The organism is Kutzneria sp. NPDC051319 (genome assembly GCF_040682195.1).
Taxonomy (GTDB): domain Bacteria; phylum Actinomycetota; class Actinomycetes; order Mycobacteriales; family Pseudonocardiaceae; genus Kutzneria.
Genome location: NZ_JBFBAM010000067.1, coordinates 1 through 24212, shown reverse-complemented (window position 1 = coordinate 24212; position 24212 = coordinate 1). Strand labels below are relative to the sequence as shown.

Annotated in this window: 24 protein-coding genes; 18 read left to right on the top strand and 6 right to left on the bottom strand. The window is 70.4% G+C overall.

From position 1 onward, the window contains the following. Positions 1 to 24: 24 nt before the first annotated feature. The 3 genes from rbfA to AB0M73_RS39500 all read left to right on the top strand — a co-directional run bounded on the left by rbfA (position 25) and on the right by AB0M73_RS39500 (position 2747). Positions 25 to 477, top strand: a complete 453-nt coding sequence (gene rbfA / locus AB0M73_RS39510) for a 30S ribosome-binding factor RbfA (RefSeq protein WP_363902636.1) — start codon at positions 25 to 27, stop codon at positions 475 to 477. Between the two features lie 15 nt (positions 478 to 492). Next, a complete protein-coding gene (locus AB0M73_RS39505) occupies positions 493 to 1482 on the top strand; it encodes a bifunctional oligoribonuclease/PAP phosphatase NrnA (protein ID WP_363902574.1) in 990 nt (329 codons plus the stop codon). Positions 1483 to 1685: 203 nt separating this feature from the next. After that, on the top strand, positions 1686 to 2747 hold the full coding sequence (locus AB0M73_RS39500; protein ID WP_363902570.1) for a chitinase: 1062 nt from the start codon (positions 1686 to 1688) through the stop codon (positions 2745 to 2747). Here AB0M73_RS39500 and AB0M73_RS39495 read toward each other — a convergent pair. Continuing rightward, entirely contained in the window at positions 2733 to 3656 is a 924-nt protein-coding gene (locus AB0M73_RS39495) for a GNAT family N-acetyltransferase (RefSeq protein ID WP_363902567.1), read from the bottom strand. The genes AB0M73_RS39500 and AB0M73_RS39495 overlap by 15 nt on opposite strands. Next, positions 3653 to 4519, bottom strand: coding sequence for an aminoglycoside phosphotransferase family protein (locus AB0M73_RS39490; RefSeq protein ID WP_363902564.1), 867 nt, complete (start codon positions 4517 to 4519; stop codon positions 3653 to 3655). The genes AB0M73_RS39495 and AB0M73_RS39490 overlap by 4 nt, the downstream gene beginning before the upstream one ends. An 80-nt stretch (positions 4520 to 4599) precedes the next feature. Here AB0M73_RS39490 and AB0M73_RS39485 point away from each other — a divergent pair, with 80 nt between their 5' ends. The 12 genes from AB0M73_RS39485 (at position 4600) to AB0M73_RS39430 (ending at position 16646) form a co-directional block, all read left to right on the top strand. Continuing rightward, positions 4600 to 5898 (top strand): MATE family efflux transporter, encoded by a 1299-nt coding sequence (locus AB0M73_RS39485; RefSeq protein ID WP_363902561.1) that lies wholly within the window; start codon positions 4600 to 4602, stop codon positions 5896 to 5898. A 93-nt stretch (positions 5899 to 5991) separates the two neighbouring features. Next, on the top strand, positions 5992 to 7317 hold the full coding sequence (locus tag AB0M73_RS39480) for an MFS transporter (RefSeq protein ID WP_363902558.1): 1326 nt from the start codon (positions 5992 to 5994) through the stop codon (positions 7315 to 7317). Between the two features lie 103 nt (positions 7318 to 7420). Then, positions 7421 to 8281 (top strand): tRNA pseudouridine(55) synthase TruB, encoded by an 861-nt coding sequence (truB, locus tag AB0M73_RS39475; RefSeq protein ID WP_363902634.1) that lies wholly within the window; start codon positions 7421 to 7423, stop codon positions 8279 to 8281. A 60-nt stretch (positions 8282 to 8341) separates the two neighbouring features. Further along, a complete protein-coding gene (locus tag AB0M73_RS39470) occupies positions 8342 to 9265 on the top strand; it encodes a bifunctional riboflavin kinase/FAD synthetase (RefSeq protein WP_363902556.1) in 924 nt (307 codons plus the stop codon). A gap of 73 nt (positions 9266 to 9338) precedes the next feature. Beyond that, positions 9339 to 9821, top strand: coding sequence for a helix-turn-helix transcriptional regulator (locus tag AB0M73_RS39465; protein WP_043722999.1), 483 nt, complete (start codon positions 9339 to 9341; stop codon positions 9819 to 9821). Continuing rightward, entirely contained in the window at positions 9818 to 10366 is a 549-nt protein-coding gene (thpR, locus tag AB0M73_RS39460) for an RNA 2',3'-cyclic phosphodiesterase (protein ID WP_363902551.1), read from the top strand. Before AB0M73_RS39465 ends, thpR begins: the two co-directional genes overlap by 4 nt. A 114-nt stretch (positions 10367 to 10480) precedes the next feature. Further along, positions 10481 to 10750, top strand: coding sequence for a 30S ribosomal protein S15 (rpsO, locus tag AB0M73_RS39455; RefSeq protein WP_043731685.1), 270 nt, complete (start codon positions 10481 to 10483; stop codon positions 10748 to 10750). Between the two features lie 221 nt (positions 10751 to 10971). Continuing rightward, positions 10972 to 13209, top strand: a complete 2238-nt coding sequence (locus AB0M73_RS39450) for a polyribonucleotide nucleotidyltransferase (RefSeq protein ID WP_363902548.1) — start codon at positions 10972 to 10974, stop codon at positions 13207 to 13209. After that, positions 13206 to 14591, top strand: coding sequence for a pitrilysin family protein (locus AB0M73_RS39445; RefSeq protein WP_363902545.1), 1386 nt, complete (start codon positions 13206 to 13208; stop codon positions 14589 to 14591). The genes AB0M73_RS39450 and AB0M73_RS39445 overlap by 4 nt, the downstream gene beginning before the upstream one ends. After that, positions 14588 to 15355: a 4-hydroxy-tetrahydrodipicolinate reductase gene (dapB, locus tag AB0M73_RS39440; RefSeq protein ID WP_363902542.1), complete on the top strand. Its 768-nt coding sequence runs from the start codon at positions 14588 to 14590 to the stop codon at positions 15353 to 15355. Before AB0M73_RS39445 ends, dapB begins: the two co-directional genes overlap by 4 nt. Next, complete coding sequence (locus tag AB0M73_RS39435; protein ID WP_363902539.1) at positions 15352 to 15789, top strand: tetratricopeptide repeat protein; 438 nt, start codon at positions 15352 to 15354, stop codon at positions 15787 to 15789. The genes dapB and AB0M73_RS39435 overlap by 4 nt, the downstream gene beginning before the upstream one ends. Before the next feature lie 50 nt (positions 15790 to 15839). Beyond that, positions 15840 to 16646, top strand: coding sequence for an SAM-dependent methyltransferase (locus AB0M73_RS39430; RefSeq protein ID WP_363902536.1), 807 nt, complete (start codon positions 15840 to 15842; stop codon positions 16644 to 16646). Positions 16647 to 16752: 106 nt separating this feature from the next. Here the strand turns inward: AB0M73_RS39430 and AB0M73_RS39425 are convergent, their stop codons facing one another. Beyond that, on the bottom strand, positions 16753 to 18120 hold the full coding sequence (locus AB0M73_RS39425; protein ID WP_363902534.1) for a glycoside hydrolase family 27 protein: 1368 nt from the start codon (positions 18118 to 18120) through the stop codon (positions 16753 to 16755). Positions 18121 to 18246: 126 nt separating this feature from the next. Here AB0M73_RS39425 and AB0M73_RS39420 point away from each other — a divergent pair, with 126 nt between their 5' ends. Then, a complete protein-coding gene (locus AB0M73_RS39420) occupies positions 18247 to 19389 on the top strand; it encodes an ROK family transcriptional regulator (RefSeq protein WP_363902531.1) in 1143 nt (380 codons plus the stop codon). On the opposite strand, the gene AB0M73_RS39415 is transcribed toward AB0M73_RS39420, so the two are convergent. From AB0M73_RS39415 to AB0M73_RS39405, 3 genes are all read right to left on the bottom strand, one after another. Continuing rightward, positions 19331 to 19849: a hypothetical protein gene (locus AB0M73_RS39415; RefSeq protein WP_363902528.1), complete on the bottom strand. Its 519-nt coding sequence runs from the start codon at positions 19847 to 19849 to the stop codon at positions 19331 to 19333. The genes AB0M73_RS39420 and AB0M73_RS39415 overlap by 59 nt on opposite strands. A 115-nt stretch (positions 19850 to 19964) precedes the next feature. Beyond that, positions 19965 to 21599, bottom strand: a complete 1635-nt coding sequence (locus AB0M73_RS39410; protein WP_363902525.1) for a transglycosylase domain-containing protein — start codon at positions 21597 to 21599, stop codon at positions 19965 to 19967. Between the two features lie 74 nt (positions 21600 to 21673). Beyond that, positions 21674 to 22228 carry a GNAT family N-acetyltransferase gene (locus tag AB0M73_RS39405; protein ID WP_043723010.1) on the bottom strand — a complete coding sequence of 185 codons (555 nt, stop codon included), beginning with the start codon at positions 22226 to 22228 and terminating at the stop codon, positions 21674 to 21676. Positions 22229 to 22475: 247 nt separating this feature from the next. Here AB0M73_RS39405 and AB0M73_RS39400 point away from each other — a divergent pair, with 247 nt between their 5' ends. Continuing rightward, complete coding sequence (locus tag AB0M73_RS39400; RefSeq protein WP_363902630.1) at positions 22476 to 23684, top strand: crosslink repair DNA glycosylase YcaQ family protein; 1209 nt, start codon at positions 22476 to 22478, stop codon at positions 23682 to 23684. A gap of 86 nt (positions 23685 to 23770) precedes the next feature. Next, the gene (locus tag AB0M73_RS39395; protein WP_363902522.1) at positions 23771 to 24130 is read left to right on the top strand and encodes a hypothetical protein; all 360 of its coding nucleotides are present in this window, start codon (positions 23771 to 23773) and stop codon (positions 24128 to 24130) included. Positions 24131 to 24212: the final 82 nt, after the last annotated feature.

Here is a 24212-nt window from a genome sequence, read left to right as displayed (position 1 = left end):
TCACTACTCATGAGGAGGAGCGCCGTGGCCGACCAGGCCCGCGCCCGCAGGCTCGCCAAGCGGATCGCCCAGATCGTGGCGTCCGCGCTGGAACACGAGGTGAAGGACCCCCGGCTGGCCCGGGTCACCATCACCGACGCCAGGGTCACCCCCGACCTGCACGACGCGACCGTGTACTACACCGTGCTCGGCGACAGTCTGGAGTCCGCTCCCGACCACGCCGGCGTGACGGCCGCGCTGACCAGCGCGACCGGGGTGCTGCGCACCATGGTGGGGCAGCAGACCGGCGTCCGGTTCACGCCGACGCTGGCCTTCGTCGCCGACACCGTGCCGACCGACTCCAAGCGGATCGAGGAGCTGTTGGCCATCGCCCGCGAGTCGGACGCCGAGGTGGCGCAGCTGGCGTCGGCCGCGCAGCCGGCCGGCGAGGCCGACCCGTACAAGGCTCCCCGCGAGGAGGAGTCCGACGCGGAGTGACGTAGCTTGCCTCGTGTGAGCTCATCCGATCAGGTCGATGTCGCGGCCGCCGCGGCCCTGCTGGCCGCGGCGGCCGACGTCACGCTGCTGGCCCACGTCAATCCCGACGCCGACGCGCTGGGCAGCGCCATGGCCCTCGGCCTCGCGCTGCGGCGGCGTGGCGCAACCGTCCGGGTGTCCTTCGGCTCACCGTCGGCCGTGCCGGAGTCGTTGCGGATGCTGGACTCCGGCGACCTGTTCGTGCCGGCCGCCGAGGTTCCGCTCCGCTGTGACCTCCTGGTCGCCCTGGACACCGGCAGCCTCGACCGGCTCGGTCCGCTCGGCGACCGCGTGGCCGCTGCCGGCGCCTCGCTCGTCGTCGACCACCACGTCTCCAACACCCGCTTCGGCCGCCACAACCTGGTCGACGACCGGGCCGAGGCCACCGCTGTGATCGTCGCCCGGCTGCTGGACGAGCTCGGCGTCGAGATCGACGAGCCCATCGCCCGCTGCCTGTACGCCGGCGTCGCCACCGACACCGTGTCCTTCCGCTTCGCCAAGCCCGAGACCCACCGCTTGACCGCCCGGCTGCTGGAAGCCGGCGTCGACGGTCCCGGGCTCATCCGCTCGCTCATGGACAGCCACCCCTTCGCCTGGCTGGGCATGCTCTCCTCGGTGCTGGCCGCCGCCCAGCTGGAGCCCGATGCCGCGCAGGGCCTCGGTTTCGTCCACGCCGTCGTCCGTCGCACCGACGCCGCCGGCCTTCGCGCCGAGGAGATCGAGAGCGTGATCGACGTAGTGCGCTCCACGTCGGAGGCCGAAGTTGCCGCAGTCCTGAAAGAAACCCCGGCCGGCGCGTGGACCGTCTCCCTGCGGGCCGTCGGCCGCCTCGACGTCCGCTCCGTCGCCGTCCGCTTCGGCGGCGGCGGCCACCGCCTGGCCGCCGGCTTCACCGCCGCCGGCACCCCCGACGAGGTCATCGCCGGCATCCGCGAAGCCCTCGCCGAAGCCCCCACCGCCACCTGACACCCGTCGCCTCTTTCGCCACATGCGCTTCCTCTGTGGCGTCCGGTGCCATATGGGAAGCGCATGTGGCATTCCCGCCGTATTTCGGCCTGCCGATGGGGTGGAGTGTGCTCGACGGTCCGGATCTGGTCTAGACCACCCCGGGGGGCACGGGTATCGTCGGGAGTCCGGCCGCCGCCACCCTTCGACGATGGGAGCTGGCCATGTTCGGTCGGATATCGCGGACCCTGACGGCAGTGCTTGCCGCCGCGCTAGCCGTTCCGGCGCTCGGTCTGGCCTCCGCCACGGCGACCCCTGCGTCGCCGCAAGCGGACACCTGCGCCGTCAAATCGAGGCCCGCGGGCAAGGTCCTGCAGGGCTACTGGGAGAACTGGGACGGGGCGGCCAACGGCGTGCACCCGGGGCTGGGCTGGATACCGATCACCGACAGCCGGATCGCGCAGCACGGCTACAACGTGATCAACGCGGCCTTCCCGGTGATCCGCTCCGACGGCACGGCGCTGTGGCAGGACGGCATGGACGCCGGCGTCAAGGTGTCGACGCCGGCCGAGATGTGCGCGGCCAAGGCCGCCGGCGCCACCCTGCTGCTGTCCATCGGCGGCGCGGCCGCCGGCATCGACCTGAGCTCCAGCACGGTCGCCGACAGGTTCGTCAACACGATCGTGCCGATCCTGAAGACCTACAACTTCGACGGCATCGACATCGACATCGAGACCGGCCTCACCGACACCGGCAACATCAAGACGCTGTCGGCGTCCCAGTCCAACCTGATCCGCATCATCGACGGCGTGCTGGCCAAGATGCCGTCCAACTTCGGCCTCACCATGGCCCCGGAGACCGCCTACGTCACCGGCGGCTCCATCACCTACGGCTCCATCTGGGGCGCGTACCTGCCGATCATCAAGAAGTACGCCGACAACGGCCGCCTGTGGTGGCTGAACATGCAGTACTACAACGGTTCCATGTACGGCTGCAAGGGCGACTCCTACCAGGCCGGCACGGTGCAGGGCTTCACCGTGCAGACCCAGTGCCTCAACAACGGCCTGGTCGTGCAGGGCACCACCATCAAGGTTCCCTACGACAAGCAGGTTCCCGGCCTGCCGGCCCAGCCCGGGGCCGGCGGCGGCTACATGTCGACCAGCCTGGTGTCGCAGGCCTACCACGGCGTCAGCGGGATCAAGGGCCTGATGACGTGGTCGGTCAACTGGGACGGTTCGAAGAACTGGACCTTCGGCAACAACGTGAAGTCGCTAGAGGGCCGGTAGCACGAACACCGCCCAGCCGTCGGCGTCGGGATGCCTGGTCATCCCGGCGCCTGCGGCCAGGCGGATCGACGGCACGTTGTCCGGCCGGGTCTCCACCAGCACCGGCCAGCTCGGGTGTAGCTCCCTCGCCACGGCGATGGCCTTGGCCGCCATCTCCGTGGCGATTCCCTTGCCGCGCAGGTCCGGCCACATCCGGTAGTACAGGTTCCACACCGGCTTTCCGTGCCACGTCCTCGGTTTCACGCCGCCGTAGCCGGCCGTCCGACCCTCGAACTCGATCCGCCAGTAGCCGTGCTCGCCGCCCTCCCAGACCGCGCAGAAGTCCTGGAGCAGCTTGGTGATCAGCTCCGGCGGCCGGCGGCTTTCCAAGGCGTGCAGGGCAAGGAAGTCGTCCAGGTCGCCCATGGTGACCCGGTGCAGCAGAAGCCGTTGCGTGGCACGGCGTTTCACCGGCAGCCAGGACGAGAGCCGTGGGACGAGGTCGGCGACGAGGTCCGGGCCGAACACGCAGAGGGTGTGTTCCCAGGGATGGCCGAAGGTTCCCTGGCTCATGTCCTCGGTGAGGAAGGCGTGGTAGTCGCCGTTGGGGAACGGCAATACCGGCGTGGCCGGGCTCTGTGGCGGCAGACGATAGGTGGTGTGCTGCCAGTCCAGCACGATCAGGTCCTCGGTGAAGACCCGGCGGAATGCGCCGAGCACCTCGTCGTCGAGCCGGCGTTCGCCCGCGTCGAAGGCTTCCTGGTCGTCGGCGTCGAAGACCGGCGACAGGTCGAAGGTGACGGCGCCGGCCGGTTCGCGAATCGCCGGGCCGTCGCCCCGGTGGTGTTCGAGCCGGAACCGGAAGTCGTGCTCGAACCGCTGCCACAGCGACTCGTCGTCCGGAACGGGGTGCCACGCCTGGGAATTCACACCAGCACCTCGCTCAGCACGTGACGGGACAGGGCGGCCAGCCCGGGATTTGTCGTGCGGTAGTAGGGCAATTGGATCAGGGCGATGGACATGGCCCAGGCCCGGCCCCGTTCCCAGGTCTCGTCGTCGACGTCCAGGGCGGCACGGAAGACCTCACGCGCGTTGCCGGTCAGCAGGTTCCACGCCACGACGAGGTCGACGGTGGGATCGCCGACTCCCACGCCGCCGAAGTCGATGACGGCGGTGAGGCGGCCGTCGCGGACGAGGATGTTGCCGGGGGAGAGGTCGCCATGGGACCAGAAGGGGCCGTCGGGCGGATCGGGCAGCGCAATGGCCCGATCCCAGATCTCCAGGGCCCGCGCGGTATCGATGTCGTTGTGCAGCTGGGAGATGGCGTCACGGGTCCAGGAATCCCGCTGGGGAGTGTCGAGCGGAACGCCACGCTGCTGTTGCGGACCGCCGGTGGGATCGATCTTGCGCAAGGCCTGGATGAACGTGGCGAGATCGACGGCCAGCTCGGCGGACCCGACAACGGGATTGGTGCCGGGAATCCAACGGCAGACCGACCACGGCAGGGGAAAGCCCTCGCCGGGCTCGCCCCGGCCGACGGGCTCGGGGACGGCGAAAGGGAGCTGGGGGGCGAGGAACGGCAGCCAGCGCTGTTCGCGGTGCACGTTGTCCTCGGCCCGGGGCAGGCGGGGGAGGCGGACGGCCAACGAGTCGCCGACGCGGTACATGGCGTTGTCGGTGCCGGCGGACTCGACCCGTTCGACCGGCAGTTCGGCCCACTGGGGGAACTGGGCGGCCAGCAGCCGCCGGACCAGGTCGGGGGAGGTGTCGATCTCGTCGGCGTGCATCCGCATGGCCACATACTGGGACACCGCATCCGTAAGTGCCATCACATAACTCGCGGGCCGAGCGACGCTCGGTGCACATTGGGCGGGTGACGGTGCGCGCGGGTTCGGCTCGACAGGTGTTCGCCCTGGCGGTTCCGGCCCTGGGCGTGCTCGCGGCCGAGCCGCTGTACGTGCTCGTCGACACGGCGGTGGTGGGCCACCTCGGGGCGCTACCGCTGGCCGGGCTGGCGCTGGGCGGCCTGCTGTTCTCGCAGGTGTCGAGCGCGCTGACGTTCCTCTCGTACGGCACGACGTCGCGCACGGCCCGCCTGCACGGCGCGGGGCGGCGCGGGGACGCCGTGGAGGAAGGCGTGCAGGCGACGTGGCTGGCGGTCGGAGTCGGCCTCGCGGTGCTGATCCTGGGCCAGCTCCTGGCCACGCCGGTGGCGGAACTGTTGGCGGGCAAGGGACCCATCGCGGACGCCGGCGTGAGCTGGCTGCGTATCGCGCTGTTCGGCGCGCCGATGGTGCTGATCACGATGGCCGGCAACGGCTGGATGCGCGGCGTCCAGGACACCAAACGCCCGTTGGTGTACGTGCTGCTGGGCAACGGGTTGTCCGTGATCCTCAACCCGATCCTGGTCTACGGGCTGGGCTGGGGCCTGGAGGGCTCGGCCGTGGCCAACGTGTTTGCGCAAACGGTGGCGGCCACGCTGTTCGTCTTCGCGCTGGTCAAGGAGAAGGTGCCGCTGAAGCCGGTGCCACGGCTGATCAGGGCCCAGCTGGGGCTCGGCCGCGACCTGGTGATCCGGACGCTGGCCTTCCAGCTGTCGTTCATCTCGGCACTGTCGGTGGCCTCGCGGACCTCGACGGACGCGGTCGGCGCGCACCAGATCGTGTTGCAGCTGTGGAGTTTCCTCGCGCTGGTGCTGGATTCCCTGGCCATCGCGGCGCAGTCGCTGGTCGGCGCGGCGCTGGGCGCGGGCCGTGACGGCGAGGCGAAGTCCTTGGCCTGGCAGGTGACCCGTTACGGCCTGGTGTTCGGCATCGTGCTGGGGGTGGTGTTCGCCGCGTTGTACAGCGTGCTTCCGCGGGTGTTCACCTCCGCGCCCGGCGTGCTGGCGGAAATTCCGCACGCCTGGTGGCTTTTCGTGCTGCTGCAACCGATCGCCGGCGTGGTGTTCGCCCTGGACGGGGTCCTCCTCGGCGCGGGAGACGCGAAGTTCCTGCGTACGGCCACAGTGGCCAGCGCGTTGCTCGGGTTCGTGCCGCTGGTGTGGCTGTCGCTGGTGTTCCACTGGGGACTGCTCGGGATCTGGACCGGACTGTCCACTTTCATGGTGTTCCGGCTGGTTGCCGTGGTGTTGCGCACCAAGTCGGGCCGCTGGGCCGTCACCGGCGTGTGACCGAGTCCACGTCTGAAGCGGTTAACACGACGCTGACCAGCGGCGATCATAGGTATGGACATCCCACGTTTTCCACCCCTTGGAAGGACAGCCGTGCCGGCCTCGCGCGCCACCCGTCAAGCCTGGGTGGTCTGGATCACCGCCGTCGTCGTTTACCTCTTCGCCGTGTTCCACCGATCGTCGCTCGGCGTGGCCGGGCTGGCCGCCGCCGACCGGTTCGGTGTCGGCCCCGCCGCGCTCAGCACGTTCACCGTGCTCCAGGTTTTCGTCTATGCCGCCATGCAGGTGCCGACGGGCCTGCTGGTCGACCGCTTCGGCCCGCGCAAACTGCTCACCGCGGCCGCGATCTTCATGGGCCTCGGCCAGATTCTGTTCGCCGTCGCCGACAGCTACCCGCTGGGCCTGCTGGCCCGCGGCGTGCTCGGCCTGGGCGACGCCATGACGTGGGTCAGCGTGCTGCGCCTGATCGGCGGGCACTTCCCGGCCCGCAAGTACGCCGTGGTCATGTCGCTGTCGGCCATGATCGGCTCGGCCGGCAACCTCGTCGCCACCGTGCCGCTCACGCTCCTGCTGCACAACGCCGGCTGGACGATGACCTTCCTCGTCGCCGGCGCCGCCACCGCCGTCTACGCCACCGTCGCCGCGACCCGGCTGCGTGATCTGCCCCACGGCGTGCCCGCGCCGGTCGTCGAGCGCGTCACCCCGCGTGAGGTCGTGCGCAGCATCGCCCGCGCGTGGCGCACCCCCGGCACCCGTCTCGGTTTCTGGGTGCACTTCAGCACGATGGTCGCGCCGACCACCCTCGGCCTGCTCTGGGGCGTGCCGTATCTGGTGCAGGCGCAGGGACTCAGCGTCGAGACCGCCGGCTCCGTGCTGAGCCTGCTGGTCATCGGCGGCCTGATCCTCAGCCCGGTCGTCGGCACGCTGATCAGCCGCAACCCCGAGCTGCGCGTGCCGCTGGCCGCCGCCTACCTGGCGACCTCCGGCGTCCTGTGGACGCTGCTGCTGGCCCTGCCGGGCCGGATCCCGTTGTGGCTGCTGGTGATTGCCTTCGCGCTGTTCGCCGTCGGCGGCCCGGCGTCGTCCGTGGGCTTCGCCCTGGCCAAGGACTACAACCCGAACCGCATCGTCGGCACCGCGACCGGCGTGGTCAACGTCGGCGGCTTCGTGGCCACGACCATCGCCGCCCTCGCGGTCGGCGTGCTGCTCAGCCTGACCGCGGGCCTGGGCTCGCAGAACGCCTTCCGCATCGCCTTCGTGGCCATCCTGGTCGTGCAGTCGCTGGGCACCTGGCGGATGGCCATCTGGTGGCGTCGGGCCCGGGCCGTCGTGCTGCACGCCGCCGCGCGCGGCGAGGAGGTTCCGGTGCAGCTCCGTCGCCGTCGGTGGGACGACGTCATCGAACCCGCGGCGGCGTGAAGATCATCGCGGCGTGACAGAATCTTTGGCTGTGTCACAACCGCTTCGCTCCCGACGTCCCCAGAACCGACAGCGCACGCCCGGCACCACGGCCAACGCCGGCCTGGTGGTCGTGGACAAGCCGGCCGGCCTGACCTCGCACGACGTGGTCGCCCGCGCGCGCCGCATCCTCGGCACCCGCAAGGTCGGGCACGCCGGCACGCTGGACCCGATGGCGACCGGCGTGCTCGTGCTCGGCGTCGAACGGGCCACCAAGCTGCTGGGGCACCTGGCCATGGACACCAAGGCCTACCTGGCCACCATCCGGCTCGGCGCCGCCACCACCACCGACGACGCCCAGGGTGAGATCACCTTCGAGGCCGACGGCTCGGCGGTGGACGAGGCCGAGGTGCTGGCCGGCATCGCCGAGCTGTCCGGCGACATCCAGCAGGTGCCCAGCTCCGTCAGCGCCGTCAAGGTCGACGGCAAGCGGGCCTACGCCCGGGTCCGCGCCGGCGAGGAGGTCGAGCTCGCCGCCCGGCCCGTCACGGTCAGCCGCTTCGACCTGCTCCTGCTGCGTCGTGACGAGACCGCCACCGAGCTGGACGTCATGGTCGAGTGCTCCTCCGGCACCTACGTCCGGGCCCTGGCCCGCGACCTCGGCCGGCGGCTCGGCGTCGGCGGCCACCTGGTGGCCCTGCGCCGGACCCGGGTCGGCCCGTTCGACCTGCGCACGGCCCGCACCCTGGAGCAGCTCGAGGAGGAGCCCGCGCTGTCCCTGGACCTGGGCGAGGCCGTCAACACGGCCTTCCCGCGCCACGACATCGACCTGCCGTCCGCGGCCGCGCTGTCCCACGGCCGCAAGCTCCCGGCGGCCGGGATCGAGGGCCCGTACGGTGTGTTCGGACCGGACGGTCGGGCCCTGGCCCTGGCCGTGGACACCGAAGGCGCCTCGAAGCCCTTGGTGCTCCTGGCGATCGACTGAGCCTCCAGCCCGGAGAGTGCGCGGCCGAGCCGCGCCCGGGACGCGCGCTAATCTCACACCGTGCAGCGCTGGCGTGGGCTTGAGCATCTTCCTAGCGGCTGGGGCCGCTGCGTCCTGACGATCGGTGTGTTCGACGGGGTGCACCGCGGACACCGTGAGCTGATCAGCCGGGCCGTCGAGCTGGCGGCGAAGCGGGACCTGCCGAGCGTCGTGATGACGTTCGACCCGCACCCGTCCGAGGTGGTCCGCCCGGGCAGCCACCCGGCCCAGCTGACCACGCTCAAGCGGCGCGCCGACCTGGTGGAGGAGCTGGGCGTGGACGTGTTCTGCGTGCTGCCCTTCACCCCGGAGATGTCCCGCATGCCGGCGGACGCCTTCGTGCACGAGCTGCTGGTGGAGCAGTTGCACGTGGCGGCCGTGGTGGTGGGGGAGAACTTCACCTTCGGCCGGGGCGCGCAGGGCGATGTGGCGCTGCTGCGCACCCTGGGCAGCCGCTTCGGTTTCACGGCCGAGGGGGAGGGCCTCGCCGGCGAGGATCACCTGGTCTACTCGTCGACGTACATCAGGGCCTGCATCGACGCCGGCGACGTGGTGGCGGCCGAGCACGCGCTGGGCCGGCCGCACCGGCTGGAGGGCATCGTGGTCCGGGGCGACGGGCGTGGCCGCGACCTGGGCTTCCCGACGGCGAACCTGTCCACCCCGAAGTTCGCGGCCGTGCCGGCCGACGGCGTGTACGCGTGCCGTTTCCTTCAGGGTGGCCAGGTGCGTGACGCAGCGGTGTCGGTGGGCACGAACCCCACCTTCTCCGGGCGGGAGCGCCGGGTGGAGGCGTTCGTTCTGGACGTGCACGAGGATTTCTACGGCCAGCGGGTGGCGCTGGACTTCGTCGCGCGACTGCGCGGGCAGCTGAAGTTCGACTCCAGCGACGCCCTGGTCGTGCAGATGCACAAGGACGTGGAACAGGCACGGCGGCTGCTGGCCTGAACGGCCTTTTCCACCCCTGGCGATCAGCTACGATCGGTCCCGCGTGCGAATGCAAACCGGACAAGGGGGACCCTTGGAGGACCACAAGATCGTCCAGCGCAACCTGGCGCTGCAACGTGAGTGGTACGGCGAGCCGCTCGGCGACCGGGTCCGCCGGCTCGTGGTGGCCTTCGACATCTCCCAGGCCTATCTCGCCGACGTGCTGGGCATCAGCGCACCCATGCTCAGCCAGGTCATGAGCGGTCGCCGGGCCAAGATCGGCAACCCGGCCGTGCTGGCCCGCCTGATCATGCTGGAGCGCAAGATCCTCACCCCCGGCGTCGCCTCCGGCGACCGGCCCTCCATGCAGCAGGCCCTCGACGACGTGCGCGACTCCCGCCCCACCGTGGACCGCGACGCCCTGCCCGTGCACGACGGCCGCGCCGACGTCGCCGCCGTGCAGGCGCTGCGCCGCGTCGCCCGCCCCGAGGACCTGACCCGCGCCGCCGAGACCGTCCGCGAACACCACCCGTGGCTGGCCGAGCTCCTGCGCCGGGCGGCCTTCCCCCAGGTATGAGGTTGTTCACCTCGCTCGTCCCGTCGCGGGACGCGGTCGAGCACCTGGCGGCGGCACTGGCCACAGTCGACGGTCCTCAGTGGATCGACCGGGACAAGTGGCACATCACACTCTGCTTCCACGGCGAGGGCGACGACCCGGTCGCCCGCGCCGCCCGGCTGCGCGAGCGGGCCTCGGCCCTGCGGCCGATCCGGCTGCGGCTGGCCTCGGCCGGCGTCTTCGGCGAGGTGCTGTGGATCGGCGTCGAGTCGGACGACACGCTGGCCGAGGCGGCCGCCGCGGTCCGCGATCACGCGCCCGGCCACGTCGAGCGGCACGACTTCACCCCGCATCTGACCGTGGCGCGAGGCGCCGGCTACCCGGGGCCGAGCCCCGCGCGGAACGCGCGGCATGGGCACGATAATTCGCTCGACGTCGTCCCACTTCTGGGTTACAAAGGACCTTGGTGGACGTCGAGCGAGCTGGTGCTCTTCAGGAGCGAGCGAACCCCGGAGGGGTACCGCTATTCAGCCGTCGACGCGGTACTGCTGCGCGGGCCCTCGTGAGCACCTGCTAACCTCGGTGTTTGGGTCCGGCTGCGGTCCGTGGCGGCCGGTACCGACAACCCCCTGCTCAACGGGGGCCGCACGGTCAACCGCGACAGAGATGAGAGCACCACAGTGGCACTGTCCACCGAGCAGAAGAAGACCATCCTCGCCGAGTACGGCTTGAAGGATGGGGACACGGGATCTCCCGAGGCGCAGATCGCGATGCTGAGCAAGCGCATCAGCGACCTCACCGAGCACCTGCGTTTCCACAAGCACGACCACCACTCGCGTCGTGGTCTGCTGCTGATGGTCGGCCGCCGTCGCCGGCTGCTGAACTACCTGACCAAGACCGACATCCAGCGCTACCGGTCGCTGATCCAGCGGCTCGGCCTGCGTCGATGAGCAGCGAGGGGGAGCGGCCGACGGTCGCTCCCCCTCTCCGCAAGTAAGCAAGCAACCGAAAACACAAAGAACAACGGGACACGCGCAGCGGCGCACGGCGAGTACGGGTACGCCGGTCCTCGGTAGTGGTCCCCGGGAACAATCCCCGTGGACTTCGATCGAAGACCGGCCTCGTCGCCAGGGACCGCGGGCGTCTCCCAGTGACGAGGAGAACCAACTACATGACCGATTTCGAGGTCCACGAGACCACCGCCGTGATCGACAACGGCGCGTTCGGCCAGCGCACGGTGCGCTTCGAGACGGGCCGGCTGGCCCGCCAGGCCGCCGGCAGCGTCGTCGCCTACCTGGACGACGAGACCATGCTGCTGAGCGCCACCACGGCGTCCAAGCACCCGAAGGACCAGTTCGACTTCTTCCCGCTGACGGTGGACGTCGAGGAGCGGATGTACGCCGTCGGCCGCATCCCCGGCGCCTTCTTCCGCCGTGAGGGCCGTCCCTCCACGGACGCCATCCTCACCTGCCGCCTGATCGACCGCCCGCTGCGCCCGTCCTTCGTGGACGGTCTGCGCAACGAGATCCAGGTCGTCATCACGGTGCAGAGCCTGAACCCGGCCGACCTGTACGACGTGGTCGCGATCAACGCCGCGTCCGCCTCCACCCAGCTGGCCGGCCTGCCGTTCTCCGGCCCGATCGGCGGCGTCCGCGTCGCCCTGATCGACGGCCAGTGGGTCGCCTTCCCGACCTACGAGCTGCTGGAGCGGGCCACCTTCGACATGGTGGTCGCCGGCCGCATCGTCGGTGACGACGTCGCGATCATGATGGTCGAGGCCGAGGCCACCGAGAACGTGATCGACCTGATCGCGGGCGGCGCGAGCGCGCCGAACGAGCAGGTCGTCGCCTCCGGCCTGGAGGCCGCCAAGCCGTTCATCCGCGCCCTGTGCGTGGCCCAGCAGGAGCTGGCCGACAAGGCCGCCAAGCCGACCGGCGAGTTCCCGCAGTACCTGCCCTACCAGGCCGACGCGTTCGAGGCCGTCGAGTCCGCGGTGAGCGGCGAGCTGGCCCAGGCGCTGACCATCGCCGGCAAGCAGGAGCGCGAGGGCCGCCTCGACGAGGTCAAGGCCGCCGCGCTGGAGAAGCTGGCCGAGCAGTTCGAGGGTCGTGAGAAGGAGATCGGCGCCGCGTTCCGGTCGCTGACCAAGAAGCTGGTCCGCCAGCGCGTGCTGCGCGACAAGATCCGCATCGACGGCCGTGGCCTGACCGACATCCGCCAGCTGTCGGCCGAGGTCGCGCTCATCCCGCGGGCCCACGGCTCGGCGCTGTTCGAGCGCGGCGAGACCCAGATCCTGGGTGTCACCACGCTGAACATGCTGCGCATGGAACAGCAGATCGACTCGCTGTCCCCGGAGACGCGCAAGCGCTACATGCACCACTACAACTTCCCGCCCTTCTCCACCGGTGAGACGGGCCGGGTCGGCTCGCCCAAGCGGCGCGAGATCGGCCACGGCGCGCTGGCCGAGCGGGCGCTGGTGCCGGTGCTGCCCAAGCGCGACGAGTTCCCGTACACGATCCGCCAGGTCTCCGAGGCGCTGGGCTCCAACGGCTCCACCTCGATGGGCTCGGTCTGCGCCTCGACCATGTCGCTGCTCAACGCCGGTGTGCCGCTGAAGGCCCCGGTCGCCGGCATCGCCATGGGCCTGGTGTCCGACGAGGTCGACGGCGAGACCCGCTACGTCGCGCTGACCGACATCCTCGGCGCCGAGGACGCGTTCGGCGACATGGACTTCAAGGTCGCCGGCACCAAGGACTTCGTGACGGCGCTGCAGCTGGACACCAAGCTGGACGGCATCCCGTCCGAGGTGCTGGCCCAGGCGCTCGGTCAGGCCCGCGACGCGCGCCTGACCATTCTCGAGGTCATCGAGGAGGCCATCGACCGTCCGGACGAGATGTCCCCGTTCGCCCCGCGCGTGACGGCCATCAACATCCCGGTCGACAAGATCGGCGAGGTCATCGGCCCGAAGGGCAAGATGATCAACTCGATCACCGAGCAGACCGGCGCCGACATCTCCATCGAGGACGACGGCACGATCTACGTCGGCGCGGCCGACGGCCCGTCGGCCGAGGCGGCCATCGGCCTGATCAACGCGATCGCCAACCCGCAGCTGCCCAAGGTGGGCGAGCGCTTCCTGGGCACGGTCGTCAAGACCGCCGCCTTCGGCGCGTTCGTCTCGCTGCTGCCCGGCCGCGACGGCCTGGTGCACATCTCCAAGCTGGGCCAGGGCAAGCGCATCAACAAGGTCGAGGACGTCGTCAAGGTCGGTGACAAGCTCCGCGTGGAGATCGCCGACATCGACAACCGCGGCAAGATCAGCCTGGTCCTCGTGTCCGAGGACGAGGCCGCGGCCCCCGCGGCCGACGCCCCGAAGACGGACGCTGAGCAGCCGGAGCCGGCCGCCCAGTGAGTGAGCGCACTTCAAGGACGGCCGCGGGGGTTTCCCGCGGCCGTCCTGGCTATCGGCAACGTCCGGGCAGCACGCTGACCCTGGAGCGCACCGCCGGCGGCGGCGCGGTCCGGCGCAGCCTGCTGCCGGGTGGCCTGCGTGTGGTCACCGAGCAGATCCCCGGCGTGCGGTCGGCCTCGGTCGGCATCTGGGTCAACGTAGGCTCCCGCGACGAGCCGCTGGCCGTCGCCGGCGCCGCGCACTACCTGGAGCACCTGCTGTTCAAGGGCACCGACCGGCGCACCTCGGCCGGCATCTCCGAGGAGATCGACGCGGTCGGCGGCGAGCTGAACGCGTTCACCTCCAAGGAGCACACCTGCTTCTACGCGCACGTGCTCGACGAGGACCTGCCGCTGGCGCTGGACCTGGTCAGCGACGTCGTGTTCCACGCGGTGTGCGCCGAGAAGGACATGGAGACCGAGCGCAGCGTCGTGCTCGAAGAGATCGCCATGCGTGACGACGATCCCGAGGACCTGCTGCACGAGGCGTTCTGCGAGGCCCTGATGGGCGATCACCCGCTGGGCCGGCCGGTGCTGGGCACCGAGCAGTCCATCGGGGCGATGAGCCGGGACGCGCTGTACAACTTCTACAAGAAGCGCTACACGCTGCCCCGCATGGTGTTGGCGGTGGCCGGCAACGTGGAGCACGCGCAGGTGCTGCGCCAGACCCGCAAGCTGCTGGGGGACCGCCTCAAGGGCGAGGTCCTGCCGGTCGCGCCGCGGGCCGGTCGGGCCCGCATACCGGTGCGGCGCGAGCTGGTGCTCAACCCGGACGACACCGAGCAGGCGCACCTGATGCTGGGCATGCGCGCCCTGGACCGGCATGACGACCGCCGGTTCGTGCTGGGCGTGCTCAACGCGGCCCTGGGCGGCGGCATGAGCTCGCGGCTGTTCCAGGAGGTCCGTGAGCGCCGCGGCCTGGCGTACCAGGTGTATTCCTCCACGGCCGCGTACGCAGACACCGGCAACCTGTGCGTGTACGCGGGCTGCACGCCGGACAAGCTCGGCGAGGTCGCCGGCGTGGTCCGCAGCGTGCTGGACGACGTGGCGCACAACGGTTTGAGCGCGGCCGAGGTGGCCCGCGGCAAGGGCCAGCTGCGTGGCGGCCTGGTGCTGGGCCTGGAGGACACCAGCTCCCGGATGTCCCGCATCGGCAAGGGCGAGCTCAACTACGGCGACCACCTGACCGTCGAGGAGACGCTGGCCCGGATCGACTCGGTCACCGAGGAAGAGGTCGCCAAGCTGGCCAAGGAGCTGCTGCGCCGCCCCGTCTCGGGCTCCGTGGTCGGACCTTACGATCACCAGGACGACCTGCCTTCCGAGGTGCACGAGGTGATCAAGTGACGCGGGACTACGCCGTCGATCCGTTGCGGGTCGGCGTGCTCGGGGCCAAGGGCAAGATGGGCGCCGAGGTCGGCAACGCCGTGGACCGGGCCGACGACACCACGCTGGTGGCGGCCATCGACCAAGGCGACAAGCTGGAGACCCTGACCGACGCCGGGGTCGAGGTCGTCGTCGACTTCACCCACCCCGACGTGGTGATGGGCAACCTCGAGTTCGCGGTCAACTGCGGCATCCACTGCGTGGTCGGCACCACCGGCTTCACGCCGGAGCGGCTGGCCACCCTGTGCGGCTGGCTGGACGTCTCGCCCGGGCTGGGCGTGCTGATCGCCCCGAACTTCGCCATCGGCGCCGTGCTGACGATGAAGTTCTCGGCGATCGCGGCCAAGTACTACGAGTCGGTCGAGATCATCGAGCTGCACCACCCGCGCAAGGCCGACGCCCCCTCGGGCACGGCCATGCGGACCGCCCAGGTGATCGCCGCCGCGCGGGCCGAGGCCGGCCTGCCGGCCAGTCCGGATGCCACCAGCCAGGAAGTCGACGGCGCCCGCGGGGCGCTGGTCGACGACGTCCGCGTGCACGCGGTCCGGCTGTCCGGCCTGATCGCGCACGAAGAAGTGCTGTTCGGGGCGGACGGCGAGACGCTGACCATTCGGCACGACTCGATGGACCGCAAGTCGTTCATGCCCGGTGTGCTGCTGGCCGTGCGCAACGTGCCTCAGCTGCCGGGGCTGACGGTCGGCCTGGATTCGCTGCTCGGGCTATGAAAGCACTGTGGACAGCGATCGTCCTGACGGCCGCGTTGGTCGTCTACCTGGTCCTGTTGGCCGACCGCGCCGTGCTGCTGATCCAGGCGGGCGGCGTGGTCGGCATCGGGCTCGGGGTCGCCGTGCTCGTGCTGCCGCTGATCGGCGTCTGGTTCGTCGTGGCGCAGTGGCGGAACGGGATCAAGATCAACGGGCTGGCTCGGCGGCTGGAGTCCGAGGGCGGGCTGCCCGACGTCTCCGGGCTGCCGCGCCGCCCGTCCGGACGGGTCGACCGGGACGCCGCCGACGAGTGGTTCGCGCAGCGCAAGGTCGAGGTCGAGCAGTCCCCCGAGGACTGGCGCGCCTGGTTCCGGCTGGCCCACGCCTACGACGTGGCCGGCGACCGGGGGCGGGCGCGGGAGGCCATGCGCAGGGCGATCGAGCTCGGTGGCTGATCGTCGTTTCCGGTAAGGTCTACGCGGGGGCAGAGAGTCGTGGGGCCACTGTGGGATTACGGAGTTGGGTACCGGCCGAGGTGGATGTCACCAAGCCGAGTGCCGCACGCGTGTACGACGCCTTTCTCGGCGGCGGCCACAACTTCGCCGCCGACCGCGAGTTCGCTCGCCGCGCCGAAGAGGTGTTGCCCGGCGTCACGCTGTCCAGCCGGGCCAACCGGAAGTTTCTGCGCCGCGTCGTGACGTACGCGGCCGAACAGGGCATCCGGCAGTTCCTGGACATCGGCTCGGGCATTCCGACCGCCGGCAACGTGCACGAGATCGCGCTGCAGGTCAGCCCCGAGAGCCGCACCGTCTACGTGGACAACGAGGCCGTCGCCGTCGCGCACAGCGAGCTCATGCTGGCCGACGTCCCCCAGGCCTCGGTGATCGACGCCGACCTCCGCTCGCCCGGCGAGGTGCTCAACCACCCCGTGGTGCGCGAGACCATCGACTTCGAGCAGCCCGTGCTGCTGCTCATGCTGGCCGTGCTGCACTTCGTGCCCGAGCCCGCCGACCTCACCCCGCTGATCGACCGCTACCGGGCCAAGCTTTCTCCCGGCAGCATGCTGGCCATCACGCACGCCACCGGTGATCACCGGCCCAAGGAGCAGGAGGAGGGCCTGGTGAACCTGTACTCGAAGAGCACCAACACCGCCTTCAACCGCTCCCGCGCCCAGATCACCGCCCTGTTCGGCGACTTCGTCCTCATTCCGCCCGGGGCCGTCTACGTCCCCGAATGGCGTCCCGACGACGGCGAAGCCGAAGACCACCCCGAACGCTTCCTCTTCTTCGGCGGCGTAGCCCTCAAGCCCTGACCCACCCCCGCGAGTCGCGCTCTCAGGCAGTGCGAATGTAGGTCTCAGGCACATGTGCCTGAGACCTACATTCGGTGTGTCCGAGAGCGCGACTCGCGGGGGTTCGTTACTTCCAGACCTTGATGAGCTTGGCGGAGTGGGGGGCGAGGTTCGCGGAGAAGGAGTTGGTGTAGCTGCCCAACTGCTGGTGGGACCAGACGTCGCGGACGGCGGCGTGGCCGTGGAAGCCGAAGTCGGACCAGTTGGCGGTCACGGTGGCGGGCTTGGTGTCCAGGTTGAACAGGGCCACGGTGTAGGAGCCGTCGGCGTTGCGGACCCACCAGGTCTGCTGCGGGGTGTGCGCGACGACGGGCTTGGCGGCCCGGCCGGCCTGGTCGATGGCGATGACCTCGTCGTTGGTCAGCAGGGACAGGCCGTAGGAGTCGAGCTTGGCGAGGTCGTCGCCGGTGTAGAGCGGGGCGGCCTCGATGGCCCACAGCGTCATGTAGAGCTGGCGCTCGTCATTGGTCAGGCCGTCCATCGGCCCGCTGCCGACGTCGAGCGAGTCGAGGTTGTTCCAGCCGCCGCGGCCGGTGTCGGGGATCCACTGCACGACGTCGTCGAAGCGGCGGGCCAGGGAGTTCTGCCAGCTCACGAGGGTGTCGCAGTAGCACTCGACGTCGGTGTCGATGCGCCAGCCGTTGGTGTAGCGCTGCCAGGTGTCGATGTTGTCGTGGTCCAGCGACCAGGACACCAGGAACTGGATGTTGCGGCCGGTGTGCACCAGGGACTTGGACCACGCGGCGACATCGGCGGTGTTGTCGTAGTTGGGGCCGGTCTTGTCCGAGCCGGGGCCGACGCCGTCCAGCTTGAGGAAGTCGATGCCCCACTTGGCGAACATCTGCGCGATGGAGTCGATCCACCTGGCGGCGCAGGGGTTGGCGAAGTTCAGCTTGTACGAGCTGTCCCAGCCGTTGGTGGTGCGCAGGTCGGGGTAGACGACGTCACGGGTGAAGCAGCCGGGGGCGCCGTAGATCGGGGAGTTGCCGCCGTTGTAGGCCTCCTTCTCCATGCCGACGGGCATGTAGGTGCCGGCTTTCAGGCCCATGGCGTGGATCTTGCGCACGGTGTCGGCCATGCCGCTGGGGAAGCGGGCGGCGTCGGTCAGCGGCCGGGCGTACTGGTCGTACTCGGGCGTCCAGTCCCACTTGCGCCACCAGCCGGCGTCGATGTTGACGTACTCGTAGCCGTGCGAGCGCAGCTTGGTCGACATGACCTTGGTCTGCTCCAGCACGTGCTGCTCGGTCAGCCAGCTGTAGTCACCCTGCGTGTTCACCCCGGGGTACTTGGTCGACTGCAGGCTCCAGCTGCTCCACCCCATGTACGGTGTGTTCGCCGTGGGTTTGCTCGGTGTTCTCGCAGCTTGCGCGGGTGTGAGGCCGGCGAGCAGCGTGCACAGCGCGGCGAGCAGGACGATCATGCGGGAACGACGCATGGCGGCGCACTCCTGTCGGAAGGGGCACTCATGGCGGCGGCGGGTTGCTGGCATGAAACTCCGCGTCCGATCGGGTGTCAAGGTCGTTAATTTCTGAGGGAAATAATGTTTGCTATGGTCAACGTCGTGTCCGCCGCGGTCCAGGTGTTCGCCGTGGTGCTGAGGCACGGCCCGATCTCGCGCGTCGAGGTCACCGCCCGCACCGGCCTGTCACCGGCCGCGGTGACCAAGGCGGTGCGCCCGCTGGTGGACGCCGGCTACCTCACCGAGCGCCCCGACGAGCGCGCGCCCTCCCGCCTCGGCCGGCCGGCGATGCCCGTGCACGTCGTCGCCGATCGGGCGTTTTTCGTCGGCGTGAAGCTGACCGCCGACGAGGTGATCGCGGTCCGCACCGATCTCTGCGGCGTCACCCGGGACGTGGTGCACCGGCCGCTGACTTCCACCGACGTCGCCGACGTCATCGAAGTGGTGGCCGAGGTCGTGCACGGCCTGGCCCTGGGTTGCGAGGTGGCGTGCCTGGGCGTGTCGCTGGCCGGGGACGTGCTGCGGGACAGCGGCATGGTCCGCTTCTCGCCGTTCCTGAACTGGCGCAACGTGCCGCTGGCCGAGCTGGTCTCCGCCGCCACCGGGCTGCCGACGCTGATTGAGAACGACGTCCGGGCGCTGACCGTGGCCGAGCACTGGTTCGGCGCCGGCGTCGGCGTGTCGTCGTTCGCCCTGGTGACGGCCGGCACCGGTATCGGCTGCGGGCTCGTGGTCAACGACGTGCTGCTGCCGGCCGGCGAGCTCGGCCACGTAGCGATCGATGTCGACGGGCCCGAGTGCTACTGCGGCGGCCGGGGTTGTGTCGAGGCCCTCGCGGCCGACCGAGTTGTGCTGGCGGGATGCTCCGCGGTCGTCGGGCGGGACTTGACCATGCCGGAGGCGATCGAGCTGGGCCGGAGCGGCGATGCGGCCGTGCACGCCGTGTTCGAGCGGGCCGGTCGGGCCCTCGGGCTGGCGCTGGCCGCCGTGGCCAACCTGGTCGGCCCGGAGCGGATCGTGCTCACCGGCGAGGCCGTCGGCGGCTACGACCTGTACGCCGAGCAGATCCGGCAGGCGCTGGCCGCGCAGGCCTTCGGCGCCGCGGCGACGTGCGAGCTGGTGGTGCGGCCGCTGCCGTTCGATGAGTGGGCCCGGGGCGCCGCCGTCGTCGGCATCCAGGACCTGATCACGCGAAGTGGGGCAGCACGTGGGTCAACAGGCTCGGTGACGCTGCCAGTGCGGTGAACCGGATGAACCGGCCGGCCAGTGTGGTCACCACGAACGCCATCACCGACATCCGGGCCACCCCGGCCAGCACGGTCGTCGCCATGAACGGCGGCATGCCCACCACCGAGCTGACGCCGGTGGTGGCGATCATCAGCTTCGGGTGCTGCTCGCAGCGGCGGCGCAGGCTGTTGAACCACACGGTCACCTTGGCCCAGACCAGCGTCAGCCAGGTCACCCGGCGCGGCTTGTCCTTGGGCCGCAACCACTTCGGCAGCGTGATGTGCCCGCGGGCGGCGAAGAAGTAGAGCAGCTTGCCCACCACCTGGCCGATCGCGATCACACCGCCCAGGACCCAGCAGGCGATCGGCGGGTGGTGCCCGCCGACGACCATGCCGATCAGGAACAGCTCCACGCTGATCAGCGGGCACAGGGCCGAGCCAACGGCGACACCGAGGGAGAGCGCCAGCCACAGCAGCACGGCGTTTCCCCTCCCCGGCCGGATGATCTCTACCGGATCGAGGCTACCGGAGCCGCACTGGCGTTTGAGTCGTGCCAGGGGCCCATTCCTGGTGGGCTTTTGTCCACCCCTGGGACTACTTCCGGATGTCGCTGACGTAGCCGTAGAGCACGTGGTTGAGGTTCGAGTCATAGCCGCCGGTCATGCCCAGCAGGGCCCGGTTGCCCTTGCCGTCGGGCGGGGTGGCGAACATGTTGGCTGCCGTGGTCACGCCGTCGTAGTCGATCATCGACCAGGCCCACCACTTCGGCACGTCCGCGCCGCTGATCGAGCTCTTGAACGGGGTGAACTGGCGGACCGGCGCGATCGTGGCGTCGCCGTTGTCCCAGAAGTTGTCGCTCTGCGGCTGGGCCCGCCAGATCACCTGGCCGTTCTGGCGGATCTCGGAGACCTCGTAGGGCTGGTTGTACTGGTAGCCGTTGCCCATCGAGCTCATCGCCGCCGCCGCCCGCAGCGGCGTGGTGGCCAGCGCCCTGGTGCCGGGGATGTAGTCGATGCCGGCGTCCTGGTAGTGGTCGGTCGGAACGACGCTGCCCAGCGCCTTCTCCACATCGTCGCCGAGCGGGCCGGCGGCCGAAAAGGCGTCGTTGAAGCCCTGCTTGAGATAGTCGGGGCCGCCGTAGAAACCGAGCACTGCTCCGGTCTTGTCGTCCACCGAGGCCATCCCGATGTGCACGTTGCGGTCCTGCGGCTTGTTCGGGTCCAAAGTGGACATCCGCTCGTCCACGGATTTCTTGGCCGCCTGCATGTAGTCCTGACGGAACGTGGTGACCACGGTGTAGCCGCCGCGGCCGACCGCGTTGGAGTCCGGCACCGACGGGTCCTTCTCGTGCAGCCGGTCCAGGTTCTGCATGGCCGCGTCCACCATGTAGCCGTTCATGCCGCCCATGTCGTCCGGCTCGTACTTGATCGGCGTCGGGAACTGCAGCGTGGCCCGCTGCTGCGCGGACAGCTCGTGCTCGGCGACCATGCCGTCCAGCACGTACTTCCACCGGTCCTGCAACGCCTTCAGCGCCTTCGGGTCCTTGTCCGCGGTCGCGTAGTAGTAGGGCGACTGGATGACCGCGGCGATGTAGGCGGCCTTGGCCGGATCGGTCAGCCGCGTGATGTCCAGGCCGAAGTAGGCCAGCGACGCGGACTCGATGCCGTAGGCGCCGCGGGCGAAGAAGATGGTGTTCAGGTAGTCGGTGAGGATGACGTCCTTGGACTCGACCTGGTCCAGCTTCACCGCCACCAGGATCTCGTTCAGCTTGCGGGAGAACGTCTGCTGCTGGGTGAGGTAGTAGTTCTTGACGAACTGCTGGGTGATCGTCGAGCCGCCCTGCAGATTGCCGCCGCCGCTGCTGGTCAGGTCGTTCTTCAGGGCGCGCAGCAGGCCCATCGGGGAGACGCCCGGGTCGCTGTAGAAGGTGCGGTCCTCGGCCGCCAGCACCGCCTGGCGCATCACCAGGGGAATCTGGTCGAAGGTGACCGGGCGGCGGTTGGTGCCGATATGGGTGATCTGGGTGGAGGCGTCGGCGTAGGTGAAGATCGTCGCCTGCTGCAGGGCGTCCTCGTTGGGCTTGGGGATCTCGACCGTGGCCACTGCCACGACGAAGCCGGCGACCAGACCCACGACCAGCGTCGCCGAGGTCCCCAGCACCAGCTTCCACGAGGGCAGCCAGCGGCGCACACCCCGCTTGTTCTGCCGCGGGTAGTCGATGAGGCGCACTCGGTTGTCCTTCCCCAAGCCCGATCAGTGTCGGGGGGTACGACTCCGAAGACGCGGGGAAGGTTGTCCCTGGTTCAGGAAATGATCAATTTCAGGTCGGTGGGGCCGGTCACCCGGGCCTCGCGGAACGGCCGCCCGCCCGCGTCCAGCGTGCGGACCACGCCGTCGGTCTCCCAGCCCGCCGAGTGGTAGAAGCCCAGCGACGCCCCGTCAGCCTCCGGCACCCAGCTCACGCCCCTGGTCGCCCCCAGGCCCCGTAGCGTCTCCGCCCCCGCCGCGAGCAGCCGCCCGCCGTGGCCTCGGCGACCCCAGCGCGGCTCCACCAGCAGCGTCGCCACCAGCCCCGTCGTGGCCGCATCCTCGGGCAGGCGCCCGTCCGCCTCCGCGACCTCGCTGTCCGGGGCCGGGCCCACCACGCAGAAGCCGACCGTCCACTCGCCCTCGATCGCCACGTGCACCGTCGCCGTGCCCGCCTCGACCAGCTCACGCATCGCGTCCACGTTGTCCAGGCCGGCCAGGACGTCCTCGGGCAGCAGTTCCCGGTACGCCGCGCGCCACGTGTCGCGCTGGATCCGGGCGATCTCCTCGACGTCGGCGGGGACGGCAGGACGAACAGACGCTTCAGCCACGGTGCAGACGGTATCGGGTGGTGGTTCGGTGGCCGCCAAGGCAGGGGAGTGCGAGGCCCCGCCGATGCTTCGCCCGGTTGCCGGATTTCGCCCGCCGCCACCCGACGCGCGCACCCACCTGGGCCGATGCGGCGGGCTAAATCCGGCAAGGGCGAGGCGTCGGCTACCCGGGGGCCGAGCCGCGACGCCGAAGGCGGCGCAATCAGAACTGTCAGGGGTGCGTGGCAGCATCTTGTTCGTGCTCAAGATGTCCTCGTTGGCGGCTCGTCGGACCGCCCTGGCCGCGCAGGGGTTCGCCCAGGCCCGGCCGTCCGGCGCGGTGACCAGGCGACACCTGCAGGGGGTGCTCGCCCGGACCCAGCTGCTGCAGCTCGACTCCGTGAACGTCGCGGTGCGGGCCCACTACGTGCCGATCTTCAGCCGGCTGGGCAGCTACCCGATGGAGCTGCTGGAGGAGGCGGCCTGGTCGAACAGCGCCCGCAGGCCGCGGCTGCTGGTCGAGTACTGGGCGCACGAGGCGAGCCTGGTGCCGGTGGCGGACTGGCCGCTGCTGCGGTGGCGGATGCGTCAGCACAAGGAGCATCCGAGCAAGTACTGGCAGAGCTCCGGCGGGCATCACCTGGCCGACGAGGTGGTGACGGCGGTGAAGGAGCTCGGCCCGATCACGGCCGGCGCCCTGGAGGAGCAGATGGGCCTGAAGGTCGCGCGGGAGCGGGCGCCCGGCGGCTGGTGGCACCGGTCGGACGTGAAGCGGGCCTGTGAGTACCTGTTCGCGACGGGGGAGCTGACGACCGGCACGCGGCGGGGCTTCGAGCGGCACTACGACATCAGCGAGCGTGTGCTGCCGCCCGAGGTGCTGGCCGCGCCGGAGCTGTCGCAGCAGGAGGCGTCACGGCAGCTGATCGCCAAGTCGGCGGTGGCGCTGGGGGTCGCCACCGAGCCCGACCTGCGGGACTACTACCGGCTCAAGCCCGAGTGGTCGCGGGCGGCGGTGGCCGAGCTGGTGGCGGAGGGGGTGCTGGAGCCCGTCGAGGTGGAGGGCTGGCGGCACCAGGCGTATCGGCACGTCGACGCCCGCACGCCGCGTCGGGTGCAGGCGCGGGCGCTGCTGTGCCCGTTCGATCCGCTGATCTGGGAGCGGGCCCGCACCGAGCGGCTGTTCGACTTCTTCTACCGCATCGAGATCTACGTGCCGGAGCCCAAGCGGGTGCACGGCTACTACGTGTTCCCGTTCCTGCTGGGCGAGGACCTGGTGGCCCGCGTCGACGTCAAGGCCGACCGCTTGGCTGGGGTGCTGCGCGTGCCCGGCGCCTTCGCCGAGCTCGGGGTGGACCACGTCGAGGTGGCGCGGGAGCTGGCCGTGGAGCTGCGGCTGATGGCCGACTGGCTCGGGCTCGACGGTGTTGTGGTGGGAAAGCGGGGTGATCTGGCCTCGCGCCTCGGGGCCCTGGTCTGACCCCCAACCGAATCGGGCGGATTTCCCGGCCGTGCCGGGGCTTTTGTCCCATGCCGCCGGGAAGGCCGCGGTTGCAGCATCGAGCCATGTCCTTCACACGCAAGCTGCTGTTCGTGGTCGCCGCGGTCGCGGTGGCCGGGATTGCGGTGGCCGGCCCCGCTTCGGCGCTGGCCCGGCCGGCCGCGGTGGCCGACGCGCCGCAGCCGTTCCCGGCCTTCGTGGCCCTGGTGGACGGACCGGGTCCGTTCCCGGCCGTCACCGACTCGCCGGCGGGTGCGCCGGCCCGGCCGTTCGAGGGCGGCCCGCCGACCAAGAACATCACCACCGGCCGCGAGGGTGATCCGCCTGGCCCGTTCGGGCCGACGCCGATCCCGGCCGCGACCCCGAGCGGCAACTCGCGTGCGTCGGGGCCGGTCACCCTGGCGCGTGGAAGCATTGCGGTGTAAGAATGTCTGTGCAGGGGGAGGGGAGACACAGCCTCGGGGGGGCGCACCGTGATTGTGGCCCCCGCGGCGGTGGGCTAGGTCG

Excerpts from the sequence above, each read along its gene's own strand:
- thpR (WP_363902551.1), top strand. The coding sequence starts at position 9,818 with ATGAGGTTGTTCACCTCGCTCGTCCCGTCGCGGGACGCGGTCGAGCAC.
- AB0M73_RS39500 (WP_363902570.1), top strand. The coding sequence starts at position 1,686 with ATGTTCGGTCGGATATCGCGGACCCTGACGGCAGTGCTTGCCGCCGCG.
- AB0M73_RS39395 (WP_363902522.1), top strand. The coding sequence starts at position 23,771 with ATGTCCTTCACACGCAAGCTGCTGTTCGTGGTCGCCGCGGTCGCGGTG.
- AB0M73_RS39450 (WP_363902548.1), top strand. The coding sequence starts at position 10,972 with ATGACCGATTTCGAGGTCCACGAGACCACCGCCGTGATCGACAACGGC.
- AB0M73_RS39400 (WP_363902630.1), top strand. The coding sequence starts at position 22,476 with ATGTCCTCGTTGGCGGCTCGTCGGACCGCCCTGGCCGCGCAGGGGTTC.
- AB0M73_RS39425 (WP_363902534.1), bottom strand. The coding sequence starts at position 18,120 with ATGCGTCGTTCCCGCATGATCGTCCTGCTCGCCGCGCTGTGCACGCTG.
- AB0M73_RS39490 (WP_363902564.1), bottom strand. The coding sequence starts at position 4,519 with ATGCGGATGCACGCCGACGAGATCGACACCTCCCCCGACCTGGTCCGG.
- AB0M73_RS39435 (WP_363902539.1), top strand. The coding sequence starts at position 15,352 with ATGAAAGCACTGTGGACAGCGATCGTCCTGACGGCCGCGTTGGTCGTC.